At 67.3% G+C, this 24,979-nt stretch carries 25 protein-coding genes; 5 read left to right on the forward strand and 20 right to left on the reverse strand.

Annotation, left to right across the window (positions count from 1 at the left end):
• Positions 1 to 28 precede the first annotated feature (28 nt).
• Entirely contained in the window at positions 29 to 472 is a 444-nt protein-coding gene (locus BDW41_RS09380) for a hypothetical protein (RefSeq protein WP_074548187.1), read from the forward strand.
• Between the two features lie 106 nt (positions 473 to 578).
• On the opposite strand, the gene BDW41_RS09385 is transcribed toward BDW41_RS09380, so the two are convergent.
• From BDW41_RS09385 to BDW41_RS09420, 9 genes are all read right to left on the reverse strand, one after another.
• On the reverse strand, positions 579 to 1,037 hold the full coding sequence (locus BDW41_RS09385; protein WP_074548189.1) for a hypothetical protein: 459 nt from the start codon (positions 1,035 to 1,037) through the stop codon (positions 579 to 581).
• Positions 1,037 to 1,387 carry a hypothetical protein gene (locus tag BDW41_RS09390; RefSeq protein ID WP_074548191.1) on the reverse strand — a complete coding sequence of 117 codons (351 nt, stop codon included), beginning with the start codon at positions 1,385 to 1,387 and terminating at the stop codon, positions 1,037 to 1,039. The genes BDW41_RS09385 and BDW41_RS09390 overlap by 1 nt, the downstream gene beginning before the upstream one ends.
• Positions 1,388 to 1,628: 241 nt before the next feature.
• Entirely contained in the window at positions 1,629 to 2,063 is a 435-nt protein-coding gene (locus BDW41_RS23000; protein ID WP_146217335.1) for a hypothetical protein, read from the reverse strand.
• Between the two features lie 321 nt (positions 2,064 to 2,384).
• Complete coding sequence (gene rmuC, locus BDW41_RS09395) at positions 2,385 to 3,842, reverse strand: DNA recombination protein RmuC (RefSeq protein WP_074548193.1); 1,458 nt, start codon at positions 3,840 to 3,842, stop codon at positions 2,385 to 2,387.
• A gap of 69 nt (positions 3,843 to 3,911) precedes the next feature.
• A complete protein-coding gene (locus BDW41_RS09400; protein WP_074548195.1) occupies positions 3,912 to 5,114 on the reverse strand; it encodes a DUF2252 domain-containing protein in 1,203 nt (400 codons plus the stop codon).
• Positions 5,115 to 5,139: 25 nt separating this feature from the next.
• Complete coding sequence (locus tag BDW41_RS09405; protein WP_074548197.1) at positions 5,140 to 6,312, reverse strand: class I SAM-dependent rRNA methyltransferase; 1,173 nt, start codon at positions 6,310 to 6,312, stop codon at positions 5,140 to 5,142.
• Positions 6,313 to 6,382: 70 nt separating this feature from the next.
• Positions 6,383 to 6,817, reverse strand: a complete 435-nt coding sequence (locus tag BDW41_RS09410) for a hypothetical protein (RefSeq protein ID WP_074548199.1) — start codon at positions 6,815 to 6,817, stop codon at positions 6,383 to 6,385.
• A 301-nt stretch (positions 6,818 to 7,118) separates the two neighbouring features.
• Positions 7,119 to 8,063 (reverse strand): serine/threonine protein kinase, encoded by a 945-nt coding sequence (locus BDW41_RS09415; RefSeq protein ID WP_074548201.1) that lies wholly within the window; start codon positions 8,061 to 8,063, stop codon positions 7,119 to 7,121.
• Positions 8,060 to 8,500 carry a hotdog fold thioesterase gene (locus tag BDW41_RS09420; RefSeq protein WP_074548203.1) on the reverse strand — a complete coding sequence of 147 codons (441 nt, stop codon included), beginning with the start codon at positions 8,498 to 8,500 and terminating at the stop codon, positions 8,060 to 8,062. Before BDW41_RS09420 ends, BDW41_RS09415 begins: the two co-directional genes overlap by 4 nt.
• Before the next feature lie 73 nt (positions 8,501 to 8,573).
• On the opposite strand from BDW41_RS09420, the gene BDW41_RS09425 reads away from it, so the two are divergent.
• The gene (locus tag BDW41_RS09425; RefSeq protein WP_074548205.1) at positions 8,574 to 9,641 is read left to right on the forward strand and encodes a 2Fe-2S iron-sulfur cluster-binding protein; all 1,068 of its coding nucleotides are present in this window, start codon (positions 8,574 to 8,576) and stop codon (positions 9,639 to 9,641) included.
• Positions 9,642 to 9,683: 42 nt separating this feature from the next.
• Here BDW41_RS09425 and BDW41_RS09430 read toward each other — a convergent pair whose 3' ends face one another.
• From BDW41_RS09430 to BDW41_RS09440, 3 genes are all read right to left on the reverse strand, one after another.
• Positions 9,684 to 10,136, reverse strand: a complete 453-nt coding sequence (locus BDW41_RS09430) for a rhodanese-like domain-containing protein (RefSeq protein WP_074548207.1) — start codon at positions 10,134 to 10,136, stop codon at positions 9,684 to 9,686.
• 241 nt (positions 10,137 to 10,377) lie between these two features.
• The gene (locus tag BDW41_RS09435; protein ID WP_074548209.1) at positions 10,378 to 10,794 is read right to left on the reverse strand and encodes a hypothetical protein; all 417 of its coding nucleotides are present in this window, start codon (positions 10,792 to 10,794) and stop codon (positions 10,378 to 10,380) included.
• A gap of 83 nt (positions 10,795 to 10,877) precedes the next feature.
• A complete protein-coding gene (locus tag BDW41_RS09440) occupies positions 10,878 to 11,360 on the reverse strand; it encodes a YiiD C-terminal domain-containing protein (RefSeq protein ID WP_074548211.1) in 483 nt (160 codons plus the stop codon).
• Between the two features lie 99 nt (positions 11,361 to 11,459).
• On the opposite strand from BDW41_RS09440, the gene BDW41_RS09445 reads away from it, so the two are divergent.
• From BDW41_RS09445 to BDW41_RS09455, 3 genes are all read left to right on the forward strand, one after another.
• On the forward strand, positions 11,460 to 12,227 hold the full coding sequence (locus BDW41_RS09445; RefSeq protein WP_074548213.1) for a uroporphyrinogen-III synthase: 768 nt from the start codon (positions 11,460 to 11,462) through the stop codon (positions 12,225 to 12,227).
• A gap of 80 nt (positions 12,228 to 12,307) precedes the next feature.
• Positions 12,308 to 13,405, forward strand: coding sequence for a uroporphyrinogen-III C-methyltransferase (locus BDW41_RS09450; RefSeq protein ID WP_074548215.1), 1,098 nt, complete (start codon positions 12,308 to 12,310; stop codon positions 13,403 to 13,405).
• Positions 13,402 to 14,658: a heme biosynthesis HemY N-terminal domain-containing protein gene (locus BDW41_RS09455; protein ID WP_074548216.1), complete on the forward strand. Its 1,257-nt coding sequence runs from the start codon at positions 13,402 to 13,404 to the stop codon at positions 14,656 to 14,658. Before BDW41_RS09450 ends, BDW41_RS09455 begins: the two co-directional genes overlap by 4 nt.
• 204 nt (positions 14,659 to 14,862) lie before the next feature.
• Here the strand turns inward: BDW41_RS09455 and BDW41_RS09460 are convergent, their stop codons facing one another.
• The 8 genes from BDW41_RS09460 to BDW41_RS09495 form a co-directional block, all read right to left on the reverse strand.
• Positions 14,863 to 16,086, reverse strand: coding sequence for a hypothetical protein (locus BDW41_RS09460; protein WP_074548218.1), 1,224 nt, complete (start codon positions 16,084 to 16,086; stop codon positions 14,863 to 14,865).
• Positions 16,087 to 16,223: 137 nt separating this feature from the next.
• Complete coding sequence (locus tag BDW41_RS09465; protein ID WP_074548220.1) at positions 16,224 to 16,577, reverse strand: hypothetical protein; 354 nt, start codon at positions 16,575 to 16,577, stop codon at positions 16,224 to 16,226.
• Between the two features lie 79 nt (positions 16,578 to 16,656).
• The gene (locus BDW41_RS09470; protein WP_074548222.1) at positions 16,657 to 17,250 is read right to left on the reverse strand and encodes an FUSC family protein; all 594 of its coding nucleotides are present in this window, start codon (positions 17,248 to 17,250) and stop codon (positions 16,657 to 16,659) included.
• Between the two features lie 31 nt (positions 17,251 to 17,281).
• Complete coding sequence (gene uvrD, locus BDW41_RS09475; RefSeq protein ID WP_074548224.1) at positions 17,282 to 19,477, reverse strand: DNA helicase II; 2,196 nt, start codon at positions 19,475 to 19,477, stop codon at positions 17,282 to 17,284.
• Positions 19,478 to 19,537: 60 nt separating this feature from the next.
• The gene (locus BDW41_RS09480; protein ID WP_083337624.1) at positions 19,538 to 21,487 is read right to left on the reverse strand and encodes a serine hydrolase domain-containing protein; all 1,950 of its coding nucleotides are present in this window, start codon (positions 21,485 to 21,487) and stop codon (positions 19,538 to 19,540) included.
• Between the two features lie 131 nt (positions 21,488 to 21,618).
• Positions 21,619 to 22,791: an FAD-dependent oxidoreductase gene (locus BDW41_RS09485; RefSeq protein ID WP_074548226.1), complete on the reverse strand. Its 1,173-nt coding sequence runs from the start codon at positions 22,789 to 22,791 to the stop codon at positions 21,619 to 21,621.
• A gap of 192 nt (positions 22,792 to 22,983) precedes the next feature.
• Positions 22,984 to 23,202 (reverse strand): hypothetical protein, encoded by a 219-nt coding sequence (locus BDW41_RS09490; protein WP_074548227.1) that lies wholly within the window; start codon positions 23,200 to 23,202, stop codon positions 22,984 to 22,986.
• Positions 23,203 to 23,312: 110 nt separating this feature from the next.
• Entirely contained in the window at positions 23,313 to 24,926 is a 1,614-nt protein-coding gene (locus BDW41_RS09495; protein ID WP_074548229.1) for an alpha-glucosidase family protein, read from the reverse strand.
• Positions 24,927 to 24,979: the final 53 nt, after the last annotated feature.

Genomic DNA, 24,979 nt, shown 5'->3' on the forward strand with positions numbered 1-24,979 from the left:
CAACGATGACCATGAAAAGGGACCGCTCATGAGCATCGGCATCCACCTGGACACCTCCACCATTCCCGTGAGCATCGGCGGCTCCGCCGCGGGCTCGTCCGCGTCCGATGCGTCGTCGACGCAGGGCAAGACGAATGTCGTCAAGAACACCGGCGCGGGCGGTGGCGCGGGTGCCGCCGGTGCGGCCGGCGGTTCGGACAGCAGCAGCTCCGCCAGCCCCACCGTGCAGGCCCTGCAACGCCAGATCGCGCAACTGCAGAAGCAGCTCGCGCAGGAACAGCAGCAATTGCGCGCCGCCACCCAGCGCAACAAGGGCGCGACCGACCCGGCCAGCATGGCGGAAATCGCCGCCCTGCAATCGGCCGTGACCACCACCACCGGCCAACTCGAAGCCGCCGTCACCGCACTGTCCACCGCCTTGCTGGCCGAAGGCGGCAGCAGCGGCGGATCGCTGGTGAGCACGTCGGCCTGAGCACACTCAGCTCGCTTGGGTGAGGGGCTCATGCAAGTCACATAAGTCTTCAAGTAACGCTTGTTCAGTGCTATCGAAGAGGCCATGCAAGGTGACTAGCGGCCGCTCAGGGCGAAGCGGGTGGCGGCAAGCGCGTGCGAAACGCATCGAGACATTGGGGAAGATCGTCTCGCCGAAGTTCTGCCAACGGAATGCGAATTCGCTCCGGCTTTGCGTCTATGTGCTGGTCGTGCCTTCGGTAATACACGATAACGAGCTTGTCGCTCACTTCGCAGCCGGTCACTTCGCTGTAAAGAACCGAGTGCCAGCCGGCGGCCAGCGCGAGCTTGGTTTCAAAATGATCTGCGGCGAATCTGAGATAAACGCTTGATCGCCTGAAGGCTCCGATCGCGATGAATGCGATGGATACGGTGACAAAACCGCCGATCCCAGCTCCACCGAAGTTGGCGGCAAGAACAAGCGCAGCCACGATGAATGCGCAACCCATTCCGATCATCATATTTGACCGGCGATCGGCGTAGAACTCGATGGTGCTCCAAGTTGGAGTTGAGGCGCCGGTGCCCATCACCCACCTCGTGACGAGTCTGCTTGCGAGGCTGATGCCGCTGGGGCCATGTGCCGCCTCATATCAAGGTCATGGGCACCGGCGTTGGACTGGATGATCTTGCGCCCACCGAAGACGCCGATCAGCCCCAGCGGAACGAACGCGATGGATCCGATAATGACCAAGGTGCCTCCGAGCTTCTTCTTGCCTGCGCCAGCAATGATCAGGCCAAGTACGGAGACGGCGATAAGAGTACCGAGAATCACCGCAGCAATTCCCACGATGGAATCATCGCCCTCGGATGCTTGGTTCGAGAGAAAAAACAACGTTGCGATGATGTTGGCGATAACGCCACCAACGGCAAGGCCCACTTGAACTCCCCCTGGAATATTTTCAGATGGTGAGCTTTGAGTTTTGGGGCTCAAAGGAGGCCTGGCTATAGGAGGTGACTGAAATTCCTGTCGATTTGTCTATGTCGATGAGATTGAATGGCGAAATAGGTGTGGCTCAAGAGTCGAACGATCCGCGATGAATTGATCGTAGGAAGCTGGATCGGTAGATGTGAATGTCATCGCAGATATCAGGCGCTCGCCCATCGATCTCCTCTACGTTTCAGGGGGCGGCATCTTCCGGTGGCGGGATTCGTTTCAAAACCACTGGCTTCTCATGAGTCTCATCAAATGAGGGTTCCAGTTCAGCAAGGCGAGCTAGGTCTTCTGCCGCCTTCTTGCACGAAGACATGACCTTCAATGAGTCAGGATCCAGCTGATTAAGAGCAAACCATTGAGAGATGGTAAGCGAGTCTAGGTTCGCTCCTTCGAGAGACACGACGTCACTCTCGAATCGATTCCTCAGGTTCAAGCAGAGTGACACTCGGCTTGCGGTGTTATCACCAGCACGAGTCAGTAGCTCAAACTCTTCTTCGCTTGGGTTCAGTGCCGGTGGCTTGGCGTCGCTTAATTGCAATAAAGCCAAGTGGCGCTGTTCCTGCGAATTGCTTTTGAGGCGTGCGGCCGCCACAAGGGATCTCGCCCAGGTAGCAGTCATGAATACCTCGGCGACTCGATCTGCGTACTTCGTGGCCACTACCGATGCGCCTGTAGTCTCCGACTGGCGTGTGCGGTGACTTGTCCACAAATTCATAGCGAGGCTAACTATGGCAACGGCCATGGAGCATGCGGTGAACCCGTTTCGACCCCACCAGATTCTCTTTCGTTTGATGCTTGACCGTGTGCGCCTCATGCGTCCACCTTTGGATATTTGCATCCTAACGAATCACCCGTCTGGTTCATGATCAAAGTTGAGGGTGCACGGAGATTCCTGTAGATGGACTTGTCTTCAGGCCGAGCAGAAGGTCGCGCCGGCAGATCAAATCTCCACATCGTCTTCCGCGCTGTCTTCAATCGCCGGCGCATCGCCCAGCAACTGCTGGGCTTCTTCGCCCGGCAGGGTTTCCACGCTGCGCAGTTTGCGTTCGATGGCGCGGGTGCGCACGCTGGCCTGGTCGATGACGTTGCTGGCTTCGTTGAGTTTCTTGCGGGTCTTTTCCAGCACGGTGCCGAACTTGCCGAATTCGGTTTTCACCGCGCCGAGCAGGGTCCATACCTCGCTGCTGCGCTGGGCGATGGCGAGTGTGCGGAAGCCCATCTGCAGGCTGTTGAGCAGGGCGGTGAGCGTGGTGGGGCCGGCGACGGTGACGTGGAAGTCGCGCTGCAGCGCTTCGAACAGGCCGGGGCGGCGGATCACTTCGGCGTACAGGCCTTCGGTGGGCAGGAACAGCACGGCGAAGTCGGTGGTGTGCGGCGGCGAGACATACTTGCTGCGGATGCGCTTGGCTTCCTCGCGCACGCGCAGTTCCAGCGCGCGGCCGGCGAGCGTGGCGGCTTCGGCGTCGGCCGCTTCCTGGGCGTCGAGCAGGCGCTGGTAGTCCTCCACCGGGAACTTCGCGTCGATGGGTAGGTAGAGCTGCGCGTTGTCGGCCGCGCCGGGCATGCGCACGGCGAATTCCACGCGTTCGCTGCTGCCGGGGATGGTCGCCACGTTCGCGTCGTACTGGTCGCTGGTGAGCAGTTGTTCCAGCAAGGCGCCCAGCTGCACTTCGCCAAGAATGCCGCGCGTCTTCACGTTGGTGAGCACGCGCTTCAAGTCGCCCACGCCGGTGGCGAGGTTCTGCATTTCGCCCAGGCCGCGCTGCACTTGCTCAAGGCGTTCGGAGACCAGCGCGAACGACTGGCCCAGGCGCGTTTCCAGCGTGGTCTGCAGCTTTTCGTCCACGGTGGCGCGCATCTGTTCCAGCTTGGCGGCGTTGTCGTCCTGGATCGACTTGAGCTTGGTTTCGAGAGTGGCGCGCACTTCGTTGAGGCGCTTTTCGTTGTCGGCGGTGAGCGCGGCCAGGCGCTGCTGCTGCTGTTCGCCGAAGCGGTTGAGCGCAAGGGTGAGTTCCTCGCGGCTGTGGCGCGCATCCTCGGTGAGTCGCTGGGCCAGCTTCTGCAGGCCTTCGTCGGTGCGCGCGGTGAGCAGGTCCAGGCGCTGGCCGAAATGGCCGATGCGTTCGTGCTGCTGGGTGCTCATGCCGCCCAGCTGTTCCTGCACCAGCGTGCGGAACTGGCCCAGCGACTGGCCGATCGACTGGGTGATTTCGCCGCGACCGGCGCGCTGCTCCTGCGCCAGCGCTTCGCGCAGGTGGCGGTTGTCGTCCTTGAGGGCGTCGAGGCGCGCGGTGAGGCCGGCGTCCTCGCGCCCGCGCAGCAGGCTCATTACCTGCAGCACGACCACGGCCAGCACGGCGACCACGAGCACGATCAGGAGGATTTCGGTAACGGACATGGCGATTCCAGGTGACACAAGGTCGCCAGTGTACGCGCTGGCGTCTCATAAGCCCGGACTGGGCGCGCCTCAGGCGGGGAAGGCGCCCTTGTCGTAGGCCTTGCAATAGGCCTTCCAGTCGCGCCGTACCTGGCGCGTGCAGTCCTGGGCCAGTTCGTGCAGCTGGACGGCCCAGCGCCGTTTTTCGGCGAAGGCGATCAGCTCGTCCGCGATGGCGGAGCCCTGCCGGCCGCTGCTGCGCAGTTGCGCCCAGGCGGTGAGCTTGCCCATCGCCTCCAGCACGCCGTCCAGGCGCTCCAGCTTGCCGTGCCAGTCGGTGAGCGCGACGCGGTCTTCGGTGGGTTGCAGCCCGCGCAGCACGTAGGACTTGCGCCCCATGTTCACCGCGCGCAGGAACGCCGGCGAAATGGCCTGCATGCGCCGTTGCACCGCGACCACGCGCTCGGCCTCGGTTTCCCAGGCGGGCTGCGGGATGTCCAGATGCGGCGCGAGGGAAGAGGGCAGCGCCTGCTTGAGGTCGAGCAGGTAGTTGCCATCCGGCGAACCCTTGCCCTCGATGAGGATGGCGTAGCGATCCACGCCCAGGCTGCCCGTGCCGGCGATGCGGCGCGCCACGTCGAGCACCTGGTAGAAGCCGGGATCGTTTTCCTTCGCGCCGATCTTCTGGATGAGCGCGGTGACCTTCTCGCGCTGCTTCTCCGTGACCGGCAGCGCGCGGCGGCCGTCCAGCCGCAGCTTGCGCAGCTTGCCCTTGCGCACCGTGCGGCTGTCCAGGAAATGCGGACGCAGCCGGCCACGCAGGCCTTCGAGCAGGTCGCCGACCATGCCGGTGGCGGTGTCGCGCTCGATCCAACGCGCCTTGCCTGCGCACAACGCAGTGGTATATGCGTCGAGAAAACGATGGCAGAGCTGGTTGGCCTGGTCGCGGCTCAGCTCCAGGCTGGCGGCGGCGACGTGCACGCTGGTGAGCAGGCGGATGAGTTCCCAGGTGCACGGCGCGAGCGCGGCTTCGTCGAAATCGTTGAGGTCGAAATAGACGAGGCGGTTGTCGCCCTTGTAGCTGCCCATGTTCTCCAGGTGCAGGTCGCCGCACACCCAGGTAGCCGGCGCCTTGTCGAAGGCCCTGGCCGCGGGCAGCTGCGCGTAGAACAGGTGATCGGTGCCGCGCAGGAAGGTGAACGGGTCGTGCCGCATCGCGGTGTACTTGCGTTGCAGCCGTTCGGGATCGCGTCCTGCGTTGAACTCGCGAATGGCGTCGACGACATCGAGCACGTTCTTCTCCCCTTGAGACCTGCGGTTACATCACCCGGCAGAACACCGCCTTCAGATAACGGCCTTCGGGCACGTCGCTGCGGAACGGATGGTCCGCGCCGGCGCCGGCCGTGTGTAGCACCTGGATCTCGCGCCCCGCGTTGAGCGCCACGCGGCGCAGCATTTCCAAAAAGTCCGCCTCGCTCACCAGGCCCGTGCACGAGCAGGTGAGCAGCAGGCCGCCGGGCGGGATCACGTCCAGCGCCAGGCGGTTCATGGCGAAATACTTCTTCAGCGCATCCACCACCTTGTTGCGATCGCGGGTGAGCTTGGCCGGATCCAGGATCACCGCGTCGTACTGCTCGCCGCGCGCGATGGCGCCGCGCAGCCAGTCGAAGATGTCGGCGGCCTCGAACACGGCGGGCACGTCGTTGGCGGCGGCGTTGGCCCGGGCGATTTCCAGGATGCCCGGGTCCATGTCCACGCCGGTGGCCGACTGCGCGCCCGCAGCCAGCGCGTGCACGGCGAAACCGCCGGCGTTGCAGCACAGGTCGAGCACGCGGCGACCCCTGGCGAGGCGCGCGAAGTGATGGCGGTTCTCGCGCTGGTCGGCGAAGAAGCCGGTCTTGTGGCCGTAGCCCGGCGCGGCGTGGAAACGCAGGCCGTGCTCGTGCACCTCCGCCGGCGCGGGCGCCTCGGGCGAGCGGCAGTCGAAGGATTCCTGCTTCTGCACGTGGCTTTCGGCGAACCAGTACAGGCGCGCGCCCGGAAAGTGGCGCAGCAGCGCGGCGTGGATGGCCTCGCGGAAGCGCCACATGCCGGCGGCGAAGTATTCGATCACCAGGATGTCGGCGTAGCGGTCGACCACCAGGCCGGAGAGACCGTCGCCTTCGCTGTGCACCACGCGCCAGGCGTCGCTGACGCGGTCGAGTTCCAGCAGGTTCTTGCGCAGGGTCACGGCGCGGTCGATGCGCGCGGCGATCCATTCGGCATCGATGGTTTCGGCGGGGTCGCTGGTGAGCAGGCGCAGCGCGATGCGCGCATGGCCGTTCCAGAAACCGCGGCCGACGAAGCGGCCCTTGGCGTCCTGCACGTCGACCACGCTGCCGGGCGGCACGCGGGTTTCAGGCTTGTGCACCTGCGCGGACCACACCCACGGGTGGCCGGGCGTGCGGTCGGTTTTCAGGCGGATGACGGGGAGGGGAGCGGGGCTGTTCATCCGCCCATGATACCCGCTGGGGCCGCGCCGCCCGGCTTTTTCGCGGGAATGGCGCGCGGGGAGGCTGGGCTCAGCGGAAGCGCAGGGCCAGCCAGGAGAGCAGCGCCAGCAGGTTGATGCCCAGGCGCGACACCGACGGCCCCGCCACGGCGAGCAGGAAACCCTCGCTGCCCACGTGCCAGTCCAGGCCGAGCTGCACCGGAAGGTGCAGGCTGGCGTAGATGTTCACGAAGGCGCCGCAGTGGAAGCCGTAGCTGAGCACCGGCGTGGCGATCAGCGGCAGCTGCATCAGCTGCGCCCAGCTGGAGAAGGTCACGCCGCGCTCGCTGTTTTCCAGCAGCAGCGCGCCGGCCACCATCACGAAGGCATAGAACGCGAACCCGATCACCGCCACGATGGAATCGTGCGTGCCGAACGGCAGCAGCCGGCGCAGCATGTTCACCATGCCGAAGAAGCCACCCGCCACTTCGAGGATGCCGATGAGTCGGAAGAGAAAAGTGCGCACGTGCGATGCCCCGGGTCGAAAGCCGCGAGCTTAGCGGATCGCGGCACGCAGGGTGGCGGGGCGGTTTGGCAGTTTGTTGGGTGGTGTACAGGGTGGGCGCCGGTTCGATATCTCGTGCGAACGCTTGTCTCCCTCACGTCATTCCGGCGAAGGCCGGAATCCAGTAGCGGGAGCGACCGGTTGTCGCGTGACACAGAGCTATTGAGCTCTTCTGCGAAAACCGCGCTATGGGGCCACTAGATTCCGGCCTGCGCCGGAATGACGTGAGGAGGATGCACGTCACCGCGATCTTGAACGGCTCCTAGAGCTCATCCGCCAACTCATGCAGATCCGCGATGTGCTGCTCCCACCAGCGCGGCTCCGCGGCAAACGGAAACGCGGCCGGAAACGCCGGATCGTGCCAGCGTGCGGCGATCCAGCCGGCGTAATGCAGCTGCCGCATGGCGCGCAGCGCGGGCACCAGGGCGAGTTCGCCGAAGTCGAAATCGCGCATCTGCTGGTAGCCATCGAGCAGCGCGGTCATGGCCTTGTCGTCGTTGGCGAGCATCCACAGGTCCTGCACCGCCGGGCCCATGCGCGCATCGTCCAGATCGACGAAATGCGGGCCGCCATCGGTCCACAGCACGTTGCCGGGATGGCAGTCGCCGTGCAGGCGCAGCTGGCGCACCGGGCCGACGGCGTCGAAGCGATCGGCCACCGCGCAGTCCACCCGTTCGGCCGCCGCGCGATAGTTCGCGTGCAACGAGGGCGGCAGCAGCGATGACGCCAGCACGGCGCGCATCGGCTGTTCGATCAGCGTGGCGCGGTCGATGCGTCCGCGATGCGCGAACGGCTCGCGCGCGCCGACGCTATGGATGCGCGCGATCAGGCGGCCCAGCCATTCCAGTTGTTCCGTCGACTCCAGCGACGGTGCGCGTCCGCCGCGACGCGGCGTGAGCGCATAGCGGAAGCCGTCGTGGTGCAGCAGCGTGCGTCCGCCGAACACCAGTGGCGCGACCACGGGAATGTCCGCGTCGGCAAGCTCCTGCGCGAAGCGGTGTTCCTCCAGGATCGCCGCGTCGCTCCAGCGCTGCGGGCGATAGAACTTGGCGATGACGGGCGCATCGTCCTCGATGCCCACCTGCCATACGCGGTTCTCGTAGCTGTTGAGTGCAAGCAGCCGGCCGTCGGGCCACAGGCCGCAGGCGGTCACGGCGTCGAGGACGCGATCCGGATCGAGCGAGGCATAAGGCGCGTCGATGCTCAACGCGGTGCGACCACGCGCGCGGGAATCACCGCCATGGTGATGCGCGAGATGCACACCAGTTCGCCGCCTTCGGTCTCGATGCGGATTTCCCACACCTGTGTGGTGCGGCCGATGTGCACCACGCGCGCGGTGCCGATGACGATGCCGCTGCGCACGCCGCGCACGTGGTTGGCGTTGATGTCCAGGCCCACGGCCACTTCCTGCGCGGGGTCCAGCGTGAGCATGGCGGCCGTGCTGCCCAGCGTTTCGGCCAGCACCACCGACGCGCCGCCGTGCAGCAGGCCGTAGGGCTGGTGGGTGCGGTGGTCCACCGGCATGGTGCCGCGCAGCCAGTCGTCGCCGACCTCGATGAGGCGGATGCCCAGCGTTTCCATCATGGTGTTGGCGCTCCAGCCGTTGAGGCGCTCGAGCGAGGTGTCCTGTTTCCAGATGGGCATGGCGGTTTCTCCGGGGAAAGCTTGTGAAGATATCTCAAGGCCCTCATTGTCGGAGGACGCCTAGCCCGCGACAATGCGCCCCGTGTTTACCGTCACCATTCAATCCACTGGCCGGCATTTCCCGGTTTGCCCCGGAGAAACCGTGCTGGAGGCCGCCCAGCGGGCCGGCATCGCCCTGCCGTATTCGTGCCGCGCCGGCGTGTGCGGCAGCTGCAAGGCCACGCTGATCGCCGGGCATTGCGACTACCCGCGCAACCCGCCGGTGGCGCTGAGCGGCACCTCGCCGGCGCAGCACGCCATCCTGCTTTGCCAGGCCGTGCCGCGCAGCGACCTCACCATCGAGGCGCGCGAGGTCACCTCCGTGGAGGACATCGTCAAGCGGCAGCTGGACGTGGTGGTCGCGCGCAAGTGGATGCTGGCGCCGGACGTGATCGGCCTGCACCTGAAGCCCGCTTCCGCGGATGCGCGGCTCAACTGGCTGCCGGGCCAGTATCTGGACGTGCTGCTGGACGACGGGCGACGTCGCCCGTTCTCCATCGCCAACCACCCCGAAGGCGAAGGCATCATCGAACTGCACGTGCGGCACGTGGCCGGCGGCGGCTTCACCTCGTGGGTGAGCGACACGCTGAAAGTGGGCGACGTGCTGCGCATCGAGGGTCCGCTGGGCACCTTCGTGCCGCGCGAGGACGCCGAGCGGCCGATGATCTTCATGGCCGGCGGCACGGGTTTCGCGCCGGTGAAAGCCATCGTGGAGCATTTCATCGCGCTGGGCACGCGCCGGCCGATGCACGTGTACTGGGGCGCGCGCAACGCGGCGGACCTGTACATGCGCGAACAGGCCGAGCACTGGACCGCGCTGGCGCACGACCTGCGTTTCCACGCGGTGATTTCCGATGCGGAACAGGCGCTGGCCAGCGGCATCCGGCCGGGGCTGGTGCACGAGGCGGTGCTGGAAGACCATCCGCAGCTTTCCCGCTACGACGTCTACATGAGCGGCCCGCCGGCGATGATCGACGCGGGGCGCAAGCTCTTCATCGACGCGGGGCTGCCGGAAGAGCGGCTCTACTACGATTCGTTCGATTACGCGCCCGACGTGCTGGCGCAGATCCTCGGCAACCGGGCCGGCATCGTCGGCCTGTGAGGCCAACGGGCGAGGACCTTGCGCCCTCGCCCGGGCCAACCATCAACCCGGGTTCTTGCCCTTGGCCACCGGCAGCTGGGCCTGCTGCCAGCTCAAAACACCGCCGCCGAGGGTGTAGACCTTGGTGAAGCCGGCCTTGACCAGGCGCTGCGCCGCCTTGTCGCTGGCGCCGCGGCCGTCCTTGTCGATCAGCACCACCGGCACGTCCTTGGCCTTGGCGATGTCCTTGTGCTCGGGGTCGAACTGGCTGAGCGCGACATGGCGCGAGCCCGGCACATGGGCCTTCTCGTAGTCCGCGTAAGCGGAAAGGTCGATCATCAGCGGACCTTCCCGGTTGATCAGCAGGGTCAGGCTGGCGGGCGTCAGTTCCTTGTACTTGCGCAGCATGACCATCAGCTGGGTGACGATCAGGCCGAGCAGCAGGATCAGGAACAACGCGACAAGCGCCATGTTGTTGCCGATGAATTGGGGCAGCTTGTGCAGGAAATCGCTCATTCGTTGGGCTTCCGCGGACGCGGCCGGCGGCCGCGTGGAGTGAACAGAACGGGCGATTATACGGGTGGCGGCGTTAGGGTGTTGGGGCTTTTGCTCGTCATTCCGGCGAAGGCCGGAATCCAGTGGCGCAATGGCCGGGTTTCGCGAAATGGTGCAGCCTCACGCGACAACCATGCCATGCCGTCACTGGAGCCCGGCCTGCGCCGGGATGACGGATAGAAAGGTTTCCGTCGAGCGAGGCTTACGGCTGGCTGCTGATATCCGGCAGCCCGCTTTCCAGATACCAGTGCTTGCTCGCCTGGTCGTAATGCCAGACCTGGTGGTCGGTCACCGTGCGCTCGGACTGGGTGTTCACATTGATCAGGTTGATCTGCACCGTCTGGCGCACTTCGAACTGGCCGTTGGGCGTGGGGCCGCTGCCCTCGTCATAGCCGCTCACCTTGTAGAGCTGGTAGCGGGACATCTCCAGCGGCGAGATCGGATGCGCCTCGAGCATCTTGGGGTCGACGAACTTCAGCGCGCTGTTGAAATCGCCCCAGCGCACCGTGCTGGCATAGGCGTTGAGCGTGGTGGTGAGCGCGTCCTTGCGCTGGTCGGTGGCGCAACCACCGAGCGCAAGCATGGACACCGTGACGAGCGGGATCAGGATGCGACGCATGAGGCTTCCCCTTGGACGATGCCCGCATTGTGCCCAAGTGCCTGCGCAAAATCTGCGCGGCCGCGGGCGGAATCGGGCTTATGTCACACCGCGTCCGGCGATCGCCGCTTGGCGACGAAGCGGCCTTCCAGCGTCGCCGCGGGTTTTTCGCCGGTGCCCGGCACGCGGCACGACACGTCGATGCGGGCGCGGCCGCGCGCGGCCAGGGTGCTGAAGAAGGTGTCCCAATCCGCGCCCTCGGCCAGCCGCGCCTCGCTGAGGAAGTTGTCCCAGACCGGTTCCAGGTAGCGCACGGTGGATTCGCCCACGAACACGTCGCACTCCAGCCCGCGCATGCGCAGTTCCAGTTCCACCAGGCTCCAGCCGTTGAGCGTCATCACGCTCACCAGGCTGCCGCCGAACGCGCAACCCTTGTCGTTGACGTTGGGGCCCAGCGGCGCGGCGAGCGTCAGCTGCGTTTCGTCGCAGTCGTGCAGGTTGAGGTCCATGGTCTGCGCGAGGGGAATTTCGTCGCGCATGAAAGTGACCAGCTTGCGCGCCAGGGTGTGTCGTTCGGTCGTGCTCATCGGTGTGGGGAAGCGGAAGGGAACGGCTAGTTTACGCACCCGGGCCGACCATCCGCAGGCGCATGGCCGCTACACTCCCTGCATTCCCCGGAGCGGACCATGACTGCGCGACCCCCGATACCTGCCGAGCACACGCTGGACGGACGCACGGTGGTCATCACGCGTCCCGCCGGCACCGGCTCGCCGATGGCGCGCAAGGTGCGGAGCTTGGGCGGCCTGCCCCTGTTGCTGCCGGGGCTCTCGCTGCGCGCGGTGGATGGGCCGGAGGTGGCCGCCGCCGTGCGTGCCGCGCTGGGCGATGCCTTGCTGGTGTTCACCAGCCCCGCGGCCGTGCGTTTCGCCGCGCGGCTGGTACCGCTCACGACCCAGGCCACGGTGCTGGCGGTGGGCAAGGGCACGGCCAGGGCGCTGGCCCGTCTTGGCATCCATGCGCTGGTTCCGCCCGGCCACCAGGACAGCGAAGGCCTGCTCGCGCATCCGGCGCTCGCGAAGTTGGAAGGGCGTCGCGTGGCCCTGATCGGCGCGCCGGGCGGGCGTGGCGTACTGCGCGACGAGCTGGCGGCGCGCGGCGCGCGACTGCGCGAGGTGCACGTCTACCGCCGCGCCGCGCCGCGCTGGCAACGCCGCCAGCTGGATGCCGTGCGGCCGTTGCCGGCCGAGTCGCGCGTGCTGCTGTCCAGCGCGGAGGCGCTGGAGAACCTGAGGCTGGGCTTGCCCGGCGACGTGTTCGCGCAGCTTCGCCGTGCCGTGGCGGTGGCCAGCAGCGAGCGCATCGCCGTGGCCGCGCGGGAGGCGGGATTCACCCGCATCGTGATCGCGGACTCGGCCCTGTCCGAACACCTGCTGGCTGCGGCGGCGCGTCCCTAGGGCTTGTTTTCCCGCGCGATCACCGATTTTCACGCGCGTTTGATGCGAGCCGGCCGCTGCGGGCTGCTAGCATGTCTCGCATGAGCCAAGACGACTCCCTCCCCGATAGCGGCGCATCTGCGGGTGCGCGTTCCGACACTTCTTCCCGTGCCCGAGGCACGCCGCCCGCGCGTCGCGGCAGCGGCACGCTGGCCGTGGCCTTGCTGTTCTCGCTGGTCGCCCTGGGCGGCGCCGGCTACGTGGGCTGGCGCCAGTGGCAGCAGGAACAGGGCAATGCGGCGGGCAACGCCACCCTCGCCGCGCTTCGTCAGCAGGTCGATGCGCTGCAGGGCGCCGCCAGTGCCGGCGACAGCGAACGCAACCTGCTGCGCCAGCGCCTGAGCGATGCCGACCAGGTGAACCGCTCGTTGCGCGAGGAAGTGCTCAGCCAGGCCGAGCGCACGCGCAACCTGGAAGACGCCCTGGCCAAGCTGTCGGAGAAGACGCTATCCGGCCATGACGCCATGCTGCTCGATGAAACCGAATCGCTGCTGCGCATGGCCAAGGAACGCTACGACCTGTTCCACGACGCGCAGGGCGCGCTGTCCGCCTACGCGCTGGCGGACCAGGCGCTGGCCGCCGTGAACGACGGCGCTTTCTCCGGCTTGCGCCAGAGCATGGGCGCCGAGCGCGAGGCGCTGGGCAAGAGCCGCACGGTCAATATCGATGCGTCGCTGATCACGCTCAGCGATCTGCGCGCATCGATGATGCAGCTGCCGCTGAAGCCGCTGGACACCGCATCGGGCGACACCGCGCCCGGCGGCTGGTCGCGCATCGTCGGCGCGCTCAACAACGTGGTGAAGGTGCAGCGCACGAACGGCGCGCCGCTGTCGGTGGCGGATGCGCGCTTTGCCCGCGAGCTGGCCGCCATTGACCTGGCGCAGGCGCAGGCCGCCTTGCTCGCTTCCGATCGCGACGGCTACGTCGCCGCGCTCAAGCGCGCCGATGCCGGCATCGCCGCGCAGTTCGATACGCACGCGGCACCGGTGCAGCAGGCGCGCGCGCAGCTGGCGAGCTTGATGGCCACGCCGCCGGGCGCGCCCGTGCAGCTTGGCGCGGCGCTCAACGAACTGCGCAACCTGCGCGCCGTGCATGCGCTGAAGCCCGCGAGCAGCAGCTCGACCGGAGCCAAGCCATGAAGTTGTGGCGCTGGATCTTGCTGCTGGTGATCGCGGCGGCGCTGGCCGCCTTCGGCTGGCATTGGGTGGCCGAAGACCCGGGCTACGTGCTGGTGCAGCTGCGCGGTTGGCAGGCGGAGACCACCGTGGTCGCCGCCGCGGTCATCCTGCTGCTGGCATGGGCGCTTATCAGCGCCGTGTGGTTCGCGGTGCGCTGGCCGTTCGGCGCGCTCACGCGCCGCCATCGCAAGCTGAGCCGCAAGAAGATGAGCGAAGGCCTGCTGGCGCTGATGGAAGGCCGGCATGGCGAGGCCGAACGCGATCTGCACCGCGCCTCGCGCCTGGACGTGCTGCGCGGTCCCGCCTTGCTGGCGGCGGCGGAAGCGGCATCCCGTCGCGGCGAGAACAGCCGCGCGCTCGCCACGCTGGACGAGGCCGCACAGGTGGCGCCGCGCGCCGCGCGCGTGCTGCGCGCCCGCGTGCTGCGCCGCGAAGGCCGACCCGGGGAAGCGGTGAACCTGCTGGCCGCCGATGCGGATGCCGGCAACCTGACGCCGGGCGGCTGGCGCGAACTGGCGCTGGCATCGCTCGCGGCGGGCGACACGCGCCGCGCGCGCCAGGCGCTCGAGCCCTTGCAGAAGAGCGGTGCGCTGGGCGCGCGCTCCTTCGCCGCGCTGGAAGCCCAGGTGCTCAATGCCTCCCTGCGCAACGCGCCGGATGCCGCCGCGCTGAACACGCTGTGGTCGCAGCTGCCCAAGGCGCAGCGCCGCGTGCCGGCCGCCATCGACGCCTATGCGCGCAAGGCCGCGTCGTTCGGCATGATGCTGCCGGCCATGGACGAGGTGGAATCCGCGCTGCGCCGCGAATGGTCGCCGCTGCTGATCGAAACCTACGGCTCGCTGGGCGGCGAAGACATCGAAGCGCGCCTGCGCCGCGCCGAGTCGTGGCTCGACGCCCATCCCAACGATGCCGCGCTGCTGCTCACGCTGGGCCGCATGTGCGTGCGCCAGCAGCTGTGGGGCAAGGCCACGCAGTACCTGGAGCGTTCGCTGGCGCTGTCGCCGAGCAGCGGCGCATGGGAAGCGCTGGGCGACGTGCACGCGGGGCAGGGCGATGCCGCGCTGGCGCAGCGCTGCTATCGCAATGCGCTGGCGCTGGCCCGTGGCGAAGCCATCGAACCGCTGCCGCAGGGCGCGCGTTCCACGCGACTGGACACGCGTCCCATCGCGGTGGAGGAGCGCAGCGAGCACGGCGTGCCGAGGTTGCCGGAATAAAACCTGAGAGCCTGTTCAAAATAGCCTGAGCAGCGCCCACTCCCTCACCGTCATCCCCGCGAAAGCGGGGATCCAGCGCCTTTGCTCTCTGCGCTCACTCGTGGGGTCGCCTTGCAGGCGTTCTTCGCGCTACGCGCTCGTCCTGCTTTCGCGGGCATGACGGCGAGGAAAAATGTGCACTCAAGCGAGAGGTTCAACAGCCTCTCAAGTCTGGATGCCCAGCCGCGCGAGTTGCGGATCGGCCATGCGCCAATGCGGCCATTGCCGCGTCGTCAGGCATGAGGACACCGCATCGCGCAGGCGGTGCAGTTGCGTCGGGTCCAGCGGCGGCGCCCAATCCGCCTCGTGCACGACGCGCTCGATGCGCCCGCAATTGGCCGGATTGGCCAGCACGTGCTCGGGCAGCACCAGCGGCACGCGAGAGACCAGCGGCGCTGGCGCCACCACCGGAGCCGGCGTCGGCGTGGATCCGCTGCCGAGCAGATGGCTGATCATGTTGAACACCACGACGGCCGCAATCACGAGGCCGATGCGTCCACCGTTATGTTCGCGCTGGCGCGGCGGCGCCGCGCGCCGGTAGGCGGCGGGCGAGGGCAGGTTGAGGTTGGAGAACGACTCGGCCATCGTCTTGTCGCGCAGCGGCAGGGCTTCGAATGCCTGCTTCCAGGCGTCGAGCGCGGAACGTTCCACGCGCAGCACGAGATACTGCGGATAGCGGCGCAACAGGTCCTGCATGTCCGGCCATCGCAGCACGGCATCGCGGCCGAACTGCGCCGGCGACAGGTCGGTGCGATCCAGCGCGGGCGCGCCGCCCAGGCGGTCGAACAGGTCGTGGCAGCCCATGGCTTCGGACGTGCGCTTCCATAGCGCCTCCTGCTCCAGCACCGCGCGTATCCATTGGCCGCGCCCACCCAGCTGCCGAAGGCGAGTGATGTCGCCCCAGCCCATGCGTTCATGCGCGACACCGAACAACGCCAGCCGCTGCGGCAGGTGCGCGGAGGCGAGCTGGTCGATCAGCATGGCTTCGGAGATCGCCGTGGCGTGCAGGTGCTCGCCCGACAGCCGCTGTAGCGAAGCCGGCAGCGCGGCCGCGGGCGCCTCGCCATTGCCGAGGCGATGGGCGAGGTCCTGCAGCGCCTGGGTGGCCGCGTCCATCGGCGTCGGGATGGCGGGTGCGTGCTCCGTCGCCGGTACCGCTTCCGGCGTTTCAGCGGCTCGGGCCTGCTCCGGTGCAACAGTGACAGGAACGTCGGCGGTGCGTCGGCACCACGCCGTGGCCGCGGCATAGGCCTCGCGCAGCCGCATGAAGCCGTCGATGTCGGTCGCCTGGTCGATCTGCTTCAGGCGTTGCGCATAGGCGCGCTTCACCGCGGCGAGGTCCGTCTCCGCATCCAGGCCCAGGTGATCCAGAAACCATGGTGTTTGCATGTGTGCCCTGGCGTTCCGTCGAAACTCGACCACCGTGGCGCCGGCCCGCAAGGCCCGTCGTGGCATCGGTGGCGTGGCCGCCATTCCCCCTGGCGATGGGCGGGATCATCGCGTGTCCGCCGCCGGCTGTCACCCGGTCAGCTGACCGAGATCGCCCAGGTGATGAAGCCCGCGTTGATGGCGGTGAACACCAGCGAGACCAGGAAGATCGCGTCGGCGATGCGTTCCAGCCGGTGGTTGCGGCCCATGCTGCGCGTGCGCAGCGCCCAGTACGACAACAGGCAGGCGGCCAGGTAGAGCATGGCGTTGACGGCCAGCAGGTCGTCGCCGAGCAGGTCTTCCTTGCGCAGCGAAATCACCACGCGAAGGATGCCGATCACCGTCAGGCACACGCCGACCATGGCGGCGGAGGCGGTGAAGATGTGCACGCAGATGTCGTGGTCCAGGCGTGCGCGGGCGGTGTCGCGGGTGTCTCCGGAGCGGTCGTTCATGGTGGCGAGTCCGGTATCGAAAGTCTGGAAACAGGGAGCCTGGCCGCGTGGCGCAGGTTCCGCTCGAAGCTTCGTGCGTTTAGCTGTCGGATGCCATATCGCTGGTGTCGCCCGGGCCCATCCACCAGTGCTGCACGCGCTCGGCCACGGCCACCACCGCGAGCGCGCAGCCGATGCCCAGCGCCACCTCGCCCACGCGGGTGAGCGCGATCAGCCAGAACGAGCCGGTGTGCGGCACCAGCATGATGATGGTGGTGGTGCTGGCGCTCAACCGCGCCGCACTGCCTACGCCAAACAGCCAGCAGGCGCCGATGGCGGCCACCAGGCCGACCACGTAGGCGAGGTATTGCTCGCCCAGCAGCAGGACGGCGCCGAAGCCGGCCACGCTGCCCACCAGGGCGCCGATGATCTGGTCGCGCGAGGACGAGCGCGTGTCGAGGTAGGTCTGCTGCGTCACCGCGATGGCGGTGAGCGCCGCCCAGAAGGCCTGCTGGGTATGCAGCAGCATGCCCAGGCCGTACGACGCGCTCGCCGCCAGCAGCGCGAGCAGGGCGAACCATGCGCCCTGCATCAGGCGATGCGTCCAGGGCAGGTGCCGATAGACGAAGGCCAGGCCTTGCTGGACGTCGAACAGCTGCCGGATGTTGTCGCGCAGGGAAGGCTGGTCGCTCATGGTCGTCGGCCCTTGGTGCTTGCGTGGCTGTCTACAGCGGCGTCAGGTTGGCATAGGCGTAGACCAGCCACTTGCTGCCGCTGCTGGAGAAGTTCACCTGGATGCGCATGTGCGCGCCGCTGCCTTCCGCGCTGACCACGGTGCCCTCGCCGAAGCTCGGATGGCTCACGCGCTGGCCGAGCTTCAACGGCATGCTCTCTTCCAGCGACATGGAACCGCCGGTGGGGCGCGCGCCGTACAGCGGACGGCTGACCTGCACGCGCGGGCGCACTTCGTCGATCAGCTCGGGTGGAATCTCCGCGAGGAAGCGCGAGGGCCGCGCAAGCATTTCCACGCCGTGCATGCGGCGCGATTCGGCGTAGGTGATGAACAACCTTTCGCGCGCGCGGGTAATGCCGACATAGGCGAGGCGGCGCTCTTCCTCCAGGCGGCCTTCGTCCTCGACGGAGCGCTGGCTGGGGAACAGCCCTTCTTCCATGCCGACCAGGAACACGACGGGAAATTCCAGGCCCTTGGCCGAATGCAGCGTCATCAGCTGCACGCAGTCGTCCCAGGCTTCGCCCTGGCCTTCGCCCGCTTCCAGAGCGGCGTGCGAAAGGAAGGCCGCCAGTTCGCTCAGGCCGGCTTCCTCGTCGTCGGGCGTGAGCTCGAAACGGCTGGCGACGTTGACCAGTTCGTCCAGGTTTTCCACGCGCGATTCGGCGTTGCCGCGGCTGTCCTTCTCGTAGAAGTCGCGCAGGCCGGTGTGGGTGATGGCGTGGTCGATCTGTTCGGCGAGGGCCAGTGCATCGCCGGCGCCTGCGCCGGCAAACGCGCGCGCCATGTCCTCGATCATGGTGAGGAAGGCCTTTACCGCGTTCTTCGCGCGACCGGCCAGTTCCTTGCCGCCGCTCAGCTCGCTCAGCGCGGCCTCCCACATCGAACTGCCCTCGGCGCGCGCGCGGCGACGCAGCACGTCCAGCGTGCGATCGCCGATGCCGCGCGGCGGCGTGTTCACCGCGCGCTCGAAGGCGGCATCGTCCTGCCGGTTGGAGGAAAGGCGCAGGTAGGCCAGTGCGTCCTTGATTTCCGCGCGGTCGAAGAAGCGCTGTCCGCCGTACACGCGGAAGCGGATGTCCCGCTGCATCAGCTGTTCTTCGAAGTTGCGCGACTGCGCGTTGGAGCGGTACAGGATGGCGATGTCGCGCGCCTCTCCATGCTCGGCGACGTATTCGCGGATGCGTTCCACCACGAAGCGCGCCTCGTCCTGCTCGTTGTAGGCCGCATAGAGCGCGATGCGCTCGCCTTCGCCGCCCTCCGTCCACAACTGCTTGCCGAGGCGGCCGCCGTTGCGCGCGATCACGCTGTTGGCGGCCTTGAGGATGGTGGAGGTGGAACGGTAGTTCTGTTCCAGCTTGATGGTCTTGGCGCCCGGGAAATCGCGCAGGAACTGCTGCACGTTCTCCACCTTGGCGCCGCGCCAGCCGTAGATGGCCTGGTCGTCGTCGCCCACGACAAACACCTGGCCCGTCTGCCCGGCAAGCACGCGGATCCACGCGTACTGCAGCGTGTTGGTGTCCTGGAACTCGTCGATCAGCAGATAGCGCCAGCGGTCGCGGTAGTGCTCCAGGATGGCCGGGTTGTGCAGCCACAGCTCGTGCGCGCGCAGCAGCAGTTCGGCGAAATCGACCAGGCCGGCGCGGCGGCAGGCTTCCTCGTACGCCTGGTAGATCTGCACCAGCGTGCGCGTCATCGGATGATCGCGATGCTCGATGGTGTCCGCGCGCTTGCCTTCGTCCTTCCACTGGTTGATCTGCCAGGTGGCCTGGCGCGGCGGAAAGCGTGCCTCGTCCAGGCCCAGGCCGGCGATCACGCGTTTGACGATGCGCTGCTGGTCGTCCGCGTCCAGGATCTGGAAACCTTCCGGCAGGCCCGCTTCGCGCCAGTGGCGGCGCAGCAGGCGATGCGCGATGCCGTGGAAGGTGCCTACCGTAAGCCCCTGCGTGCCGCCCGGAATCAGCTGATCCAGGCGCGCGCGCATTTCACCCGCGGCCTTGTTGGTAAAGGTGACGGCGAGAATCGCCCACGGCGAGATGCCTTCCACCTGCGTAAGCCAGCCGATGCGGTGGGTGAGCACGCGCGTCTTGCCGGAGCCGGCGCCCGCGAGCACGAGGTAATTGCCAGGCGGCGCGCAGACGGCTTCGCGCTGCGCGTCGTTGAGCTTGTCGATCAGGTGGGAGACATCCATCTACCTATTGTAGCGGGCGGGGCCGGATCGGTCCCGGAGGATGCCCGTCCGCGCGCCGCATCAATAGCTGGGGTCGTAGCTCAGCAGGTGCCAGCAGGCGATGAACGCGATGGCGCCCAGGCAGGCCAGCAGCAGGATCGTGCTGCTGATCCTGCGCCACCACGCGCCGCTCCGCCATGCGCGCCATGTTTCCCATGCTGCTGGCACCGTTCCGAGCACGGCCAGGCAGCCGAGCAGGAACAGCAGGCTCAGGCGCGTTTCAAGGTGCGGCATGCCCAGTCGCGGCAGGATGAGATACCAGCCGCCGGCGAACAGCAGGTAGAGCAGGGCGGTGAGGCGGCTCAGGCGATATCCGCGCACGTCCTGCTCGGGCAGCGCCAGCGATGCATGGCGGCGACCCAGCCAGCCGACGAGCGGCCATGACAGCACGATCAGCGCGAACACCGTGGCCAGCAGCGCGGCGATACGCGCGACGCTGGCCGGCGAGGCGCCGGTAGCGGGCAGATAGACCTCCATCGGAGACAGCGCATCGGTGGACACCATGCGCACCTGGCCGTCATGAACCACAGCGCCCAGGCGTCGGCCCGTGGCGTCGTCGATCCACAGGTACGGCTTCACTTCGCGCCAATGCGCCGCGCCGAACATGGGCGCGATCAACGAGCCATCGGCGGCCACGCTGATCGCCTGCTGGCGGAACAGATCGCGCAGCGCGAGCATGTTGCCTTGCGACGTAATGCTGGAGGTGTAACGGCCCGTCAGTTGCGCGGCATGCGTCTTGTCCGTGCCCAGCGTCGGTGGTTTCAGTTGCGGCAGCGGCGGGAAATAGCGGTCGGAGAAACGCTCGACCAGTGGCCGCAGCAAAGGCTGCGCATCGCCGCCGGCCGTGGCGATGAAGATGCCGGCGTGATGTTCGGGGAGCAGCGCAAGCAGGCTGTGGTAGCCATTGAAATCGCCCTCGTGGCCAAGCACGGCCTGACCGTCGCGATCCATGTGCGCGAAGCCCAGCGCCATGCCGGGCAGGCCGGGAATCGCGGCGCGTTGCTCATCCTGCATCTGCTTGACAGTGGCCTGTTCGAGCAGCTGCGCGTTGCCGGCGCGGCCGTACTGAAGCTGGGCGATCATGAGCTGGGCCATGTCGCCGCCGCTGATCGCAAGGCCGAGGGCAGGCGTGGGAAGAACGAGCTTTCGCGTCGGTGCGCCTGCAGGCCCCGCGTTGGAAGCGAGGTTTTCCCAGAGCGGCGTCGACTGCCGGAACGTGGCGTGCTGCATGCCCAGCGGCTCGAACACGTGCCGCTCGATGTATTCGTCGAAGCGCTGGCCCGAGGCGCGTTGCACGATGTGGCCGGCCAGCGCCATGCCATAGGTGGAATACGCCGGTACGTCACCTGCGGGATAGATGCGTGCGGGCACGCGAACCCCGTGCCTGAGCCAGTCCTCGTTCTGTTCCAGCTGTTTCGGGTCCGTGAGGTAGACGCGCTTGGTCACGTCCTCGAAACCCGGCGTATACGTCAACAGATCACGCAGCGTCACCGGCTTGCCGTCGCGCGGCGGAATGGTGAAATCCAGATAGCGGTTGACGTCTGCATCCAGCTCGAGCTTGTGCTGTTCGACCAGTTGCATCACCGCTGTCGACGTCACCACGCCGGACATCGCTCCCACGCGGAACATCGTGCTGGCGGGATCGACCGCCTTCTTCTCGTCCGGGTCCGCGTAGCCATAGCCCTTGGAGACGAGCACCTCGCCGTCTTTCACCACGACTACCACGGCGCCGGTCACCGCAGCCTTCTGCATGACGCTGCTCATTTCTCCGTCCAGCCAGGGCTGCACGTCGCGCGCGCTGAGTTCGGCGGCGCCGAGCTGCGTCACGGCGGCGTGCCTGGTCTCCGGCAATGGCGTGATCTGGATCTGCGCCTGTGCCCACAGCGCCATGGGCATCAGCAGCGCGGCCAACGCTGTCGCGCGTCGTGTCCACGAAAGCCGGCGCATCAAGGCGGACGCGTTGGCGAACATGGGCGGCTCCTTGGTGCATGGCGCGGGGACGAGCGGCAAGTATGCCGCGCCAACCCTGGCCCGGCGTCTGCATGGCGTCAACGTGCGTCAGCGCATTTTCAGTCAGGCGTACGGGGCGCCGCCGTGCGGCATCAGGTGCGTTTCATCTTCGCCATGATGTCGGCCAGTTCGCGCACGGCGGCTTCCGATGCTTCGCGGTGCGGCGTGATGTCCGCGTTGTTGAAATTGCCGCTGTCGCCGATCACCTGCACCATGATGCCGTCGCTGCGCGGCACCACGCTGATGTCCTGCGCGCGCAAGCCGTAGGTGACTTCGGGCTGGGGAATCAGCCGTGCCGTCTGGCCACGCACGGGGATCACCGACGTATCGCCGAACAGGGCGCGTGCACCGTAGCCGGTGGCGTTGACCAGGGTGTGTTCGGGCAACTGTTGCAACTGCTCCGGATGCTCGAACTCGCGGATCTCGATCTTGCCGCCCGCCGCCCGATATTCGTTCATCAGGTAATCGGCGTAGCTGCTGATGTTGAACATCAGCGTGGTGTAGCGGCGCACATAGGGCTCGGGGAAAGGATGCGTGCCCGGCGCCAGTTCCACCGGCCGCGGAGTGAGGTCGCGCACGCGGTCCTCGAACTCGCCGTACTGGGGTTCGTCCGGCACGTCGCCGTGGAACTTGCCGAAGGGCGCGTCGGACAGCGAGTAACCATCGATCCATTCGATGGGCTTGCCCGGCAGGCCGAGCAGGCTCTGGTAACGCGCATAGGACATGCGCGCCATCATTTCCCAGCGATCGGCCAGCGCCGGCGCATGCGCGGCATCGCAGATGCGCGAGTCGGGCGTCCACAGGCCCGACGCGCGCATGGAGAACACATCCGGCGGCAAGGCCTTGGCGTAGATGCGCACCGACAGCCCCGCGCGCTGCGCCAGAAGCGCCGTGGTCAGGCCGATGGCGCCGCAGCCGATCACCCCCAGCTCTTTCGCTCCCGTGGCCTGCACCATCTGCAGGGCCAGCGTGCCCGAGCCCCACGACAGCGACCAGCCGCTGCCGCCGTGGCCGTAGTTGTGCACCACGGTTTTCTTGCCGAGCTTCTGCGTCTCGATGCGCGGGCCTTCCGCCCGGTACGGCCGCGTGCACACGTAGACGCCGGTGATGCGGTCGGTGGTGGCACGGATAAGCGGCAGCGAGAACGTGCCCCCCGTCGACGCCGGCCGGGAATCCACGCGCGGTCCCGCGCAGGCGGCGATGCCCGCCGTGGAGGCGACGGCAAGCGTGGTGCCAGCCTGGCGCAGGAATTGGCGTCGTTCCATGGTGGCGTCTCGTGGAAAAGGGGCGGAAGGGCCGCCTTAAGCCTACACGCTCGTCATTCCGGCGCAGGCCGGAATCCAGTGGCGGAACGGCTCAGTTTTCGCACCAGTTTGCACAAGAGCCTGTGCGCAGACGCGAAAACCCAACACACCGCAACTGGATTCCGGCCTACGCCGGAATGACGAGCAAGGGCATCACCCCTTCTTGAGGAACCCACCCAGCGCCAGCACCGCACCCACCACGGCGGCGGCGATGCCGACCCACTGCGGCAGCGCCTTGTCATGGGTGGCGGTGACCTTGGCCGAGCCGATCTGCACGAGCGTGTCGGTGGCCTGGTAGCTGCCGTGGCCGGCCAAAACCCAGATGCCACCGGCCAGAAGGACGAGACCAACAAGGATCAGGACAGCACGCATAGAAAGCTCCTATGGATCGGGACGCCGATCATAGGAGCACGAGGCAGAGGGAAAAGTCGACGGCGGCAGGGAAGTTCGATCGTCCGCCGTCGAGGGAGGTAAGCGTTGATTCAGTCCACGCGCGCGAACAGCGCGCCGTGGCCGGGCAGGCGGATGCCGCTGTCGGTGGCGTTGCCCGAGCTGAGCCCGTGGCCGTTCACGACCTTGAGTTTGCCCAGCGCGAGCGGCAGTTCGACCGGCTGTTTCGACAGGTTGAACGCGACCAGCAGCGTGTCCTCGCCGTGCCTGCGGGTGAAGGCCAGCACCGGTTCGGGCGTGTCGAGGAACTGGATGTCGCCCCAGCGCAGCGCCGGCTGCGTCCGGCGCCACGCCATGAACTGGCGGAAGCCGTTCAGGGCCGACTGCGGCGCGCTGTCCTGCAGGGTCACGGCGAGCGCGCGATGCTCGGCCGGCACCGGCAGCCAGGGTTCGCCGATGCTGAAGCCGGCGTTGACGCCGCCGTCCCAGGGCATGGGCGTGCGGCAGCCGTCGCGGCCCTTGAAGGTCGGCCAGAAGGTGATGCCGTAGGGATCCTGCAGCGATTCGAACGGCACTTCGGCCTCGGTCAGGCCCAGTTCCTCGCCCTGGTACACGCACACCGAGCCGCGCAGCGAGCACACCATGGCGGTGAGCAGGTTGGCCAGCTGCGGCGAGGCGTCGCCATTGCCCCAGCGGGTGAGCACGCGCGACACGTCATGGTTGGAAATGGCCCAGCACGGCCACCCTTCCAGCATCTGCGCCTCCAGGTTCCTCACCGTGCCGCGGATGTACGCCGCGCTGAAATCGTCGGTGAGCAGCTCGAAGCTGTAGCCCATGTGCAGGCGGCCGTTGCGCGTGTACTCGGCGGTGGTGGCGAGGGAGTCTTCCGAGGAGATTTCGCCGATGGCGGCGACGTCTTCGTACTGGTCCATCAGCGCGCGCAGTTCCTCGAGAAACGCGAGGTTCTCCGGCTGCGTGTTGTTGTAGTAGTGGTACTGGAACGCGTACGGGTTGTCCGGGCTGAAACCGCGGCCCACGCGTTTTTCCTCGGGCTTGGGCGGGTTGTCGCGCAGCTCGCGGTCGTGGAAGCAGAAGTTGATCGCGTCCAGGCGCAGGCCGTTCACGCCCTTGTCCAGCCAGTACTTCACCTCGGCGAGCACCGCGCGGCGCACGTCGGGGTTGTGGTAGTTGAGGTCGGGCTGCGAGGTCAGGAAGTTGTGCAGGTAGTACTGCCCGCGGCGCGGCTCCCATTGCCAGGCGCAACCGCCGAACAGCGACAGCCAGTTGTTGGGCGGCGTGCCGTCGTCCTTCGCGTCGGCCCACACGTACCAGTCGGCCTTGGGGTTGTCGCGGCTCTCGCGGCTTTCCTTGAACCAGGCGTGTTCCACCGAGGTGTGGCTGAGCACCTGGTCGATCATCACCTTCAGGCCCAGCGCATGCGCCTTGGCCAGCAGGCGGTCGAAATCGGCGTTGGTGCCAAACAGCGGGTCCACTTCGCGGTAGTCCGCGATGTCGTAGCCGAAGTCCGCCATCGGCGAGCGGAAAAAGGGCGAGATCCAGATCGCGTCCACGCCCAGGCTCGCGACGTAGTCGAGCTTGTCGACGATGCCGGGCAGGTCACCGACGCCATCGCCGTTGGTGTCCATGAAGCTGCGTGGATAGATCTGATAGGTGACGGCTCCGCGCCACCATGGTGCCTGACTCATTCGCATGTCCCGTTCCCACCCAATGCGCGCATTGCGTGCAGGACAGGCCCGAG

Source organism: Dyella sp. AtDHG13, from assembly GCF_003201105.1.
Taxonomy (GTDB): domain Bacteria; phylum Pseudomonadota; class Gammaproteobacteria; order Xanthomonadales; family Rhodanobacteraceae; genus Dyella; species Dyella jiangningensis_B.

Bases quoted from the DNA above. Each gene is read 5' to 3' on its own strand.
- BDW41_RS09380 (WP_074548187.1), top strand. From the start codon at position 29: ATGAGCATCGGCATCCACCTGGACACCTCCACCATTCCCGTGAGCATC.
- BDW41_RS09385 (WP_074548189.1), bottom strand. From the start codon at position 1,037: ATGGGCACCGGCGCCTCAACTCCAACTTGGAGCACCATCGAGTTCTAC.
- BDW41_RS23000 (WP_146217335.1), bottom strand. From the start codon at position 2,063: ATGACTGCTACCTGGGCGAGATCCCTTGTGGCGGCCGCACGCCTCAAA.
- rmuC (WP_074548193.1), bottom strand. From the start codon at position 3,842: ATGTCCGTTACCGAAATCCTCCTGATCGTGCTCGTGGTCGCCGTGCTG.
- BDW41_RS09405 (WP_074548197.1), bottom strand. From the start codon at position 6,312: ATGAACAGCCCCGCTCCCCTCCCCGTCATCCGCCTGAAAACCGACCGC.
- BDW41_RS09420 (WP_074548203.1), bottom strand. From the start codon at position 8,500: ATGCCCATCTGGAAACAGGACACCTCGCTCGAGCGCCTCAACGGCTGG.
- BDW41_RS09425 (WP_074548205.1), top strand. From the start codon at position 8,574: ATGCGCCCCGTGTTTACCGTCACCATTCAATCCACTGGCCGGCATTTC.
- BDW41_RS09430 (WP_074548207.1), bottom strand. From the start codon at position 10,136: ATGAGCGATTTCCTGCACAAGCTGCCCCAATTCATCGGCAACAACATG.
- BDW41_RS09435 (WP_074548209.1), bottom strand. From the start codon at position 10,794: ATGCGTCGCATCCTGATCCCGCTCGTCACGGTGTCCATGCTTGCGCTC.
- BDW41_RS09440 (WP_074548211.1), bottom strand. From the start codon at position 11,360: ATGAGCACGACCGAACGACACACCCTGGCGCGCAAGCTGGTCACTTTC.
- BDW41_RS09445 (WP_074548213.1), top strand. From the start codon at position 11,460: ATGACTGCGCGACCCCCGATACCTGCCGAGCACACGCTGGACGGACGC.
- BDW41_RS09450 (WP_074548215.1), top strand. From the start codon at position 12,308: ATGAGCCAAGACGACTCCCTCCCCGATAGCGGCGCATCTGCGGGTGCG.
- BDW41_RS09455 (WP_074548216.1), top strand. From the start codon at position 13,402: ATGAAGTTGTGGCGCTGGATCTTGCTGCTGGTGATCGCGGCGGCGCTG.
- BDW41_RS09460 (WP_074548218.1), bottom strand. From the start codon at position 16,086: ATGCAAACACCATGGTTTCTGGATCACCTGGGCCTGGATGCGGAGACG.
- BDW41_RS09465 (WP_074548220.1), bottom strand. From the start codon at position 16,577: ATGAACGACCGCTCCGGAGACACCCGCGACACCGCCCGCGCACGCCTG.
- BDW41_RS09470 (WP_074548222.1), bottom strand. From the start codon at position 17,250: ATGAGCGACCAGCCTTCCCTGCGCGACAACATCCGGCAGCTGTTCGAC.
- uvrD (WP_074548224.1), bottom strand. From the start codon at position 19,477: ATGGATGTCTCCCACCTGATCGACAAGCTCAACGACGCGCAGCGCGAA.
- BDW41_RS09480 (WP_083337624.1), bottom strand. From the start codon at position 21,487: ATGTTCGCCAACGCGTCCGCCTTGATGCGCCGGCTTTCGTGGACACGA.
- BDW41_RS09485 (WP_074548226.1), bottom strand. From the start codon at position 22,791: ATGGAACGACGCCAATTCCTGCGCCAGGCTGGCACCACGCTTGCCGTC.
- BDW41_RS09490 (WP_074548227.1), bottom strand. From the start codon at position 23,202: ATGCGTGCTGTCCTGATCCTTGTTGGTCTCGTCCTTCTGGCCGGTGGC.
- BDW41_RS09495 (WP_074548229.1), bottom strand. From the start codon at position 24,926: ATGAGTCAGGCACCATGGTGGCGCGGAGCCGTCACCTATCAGATCTAT.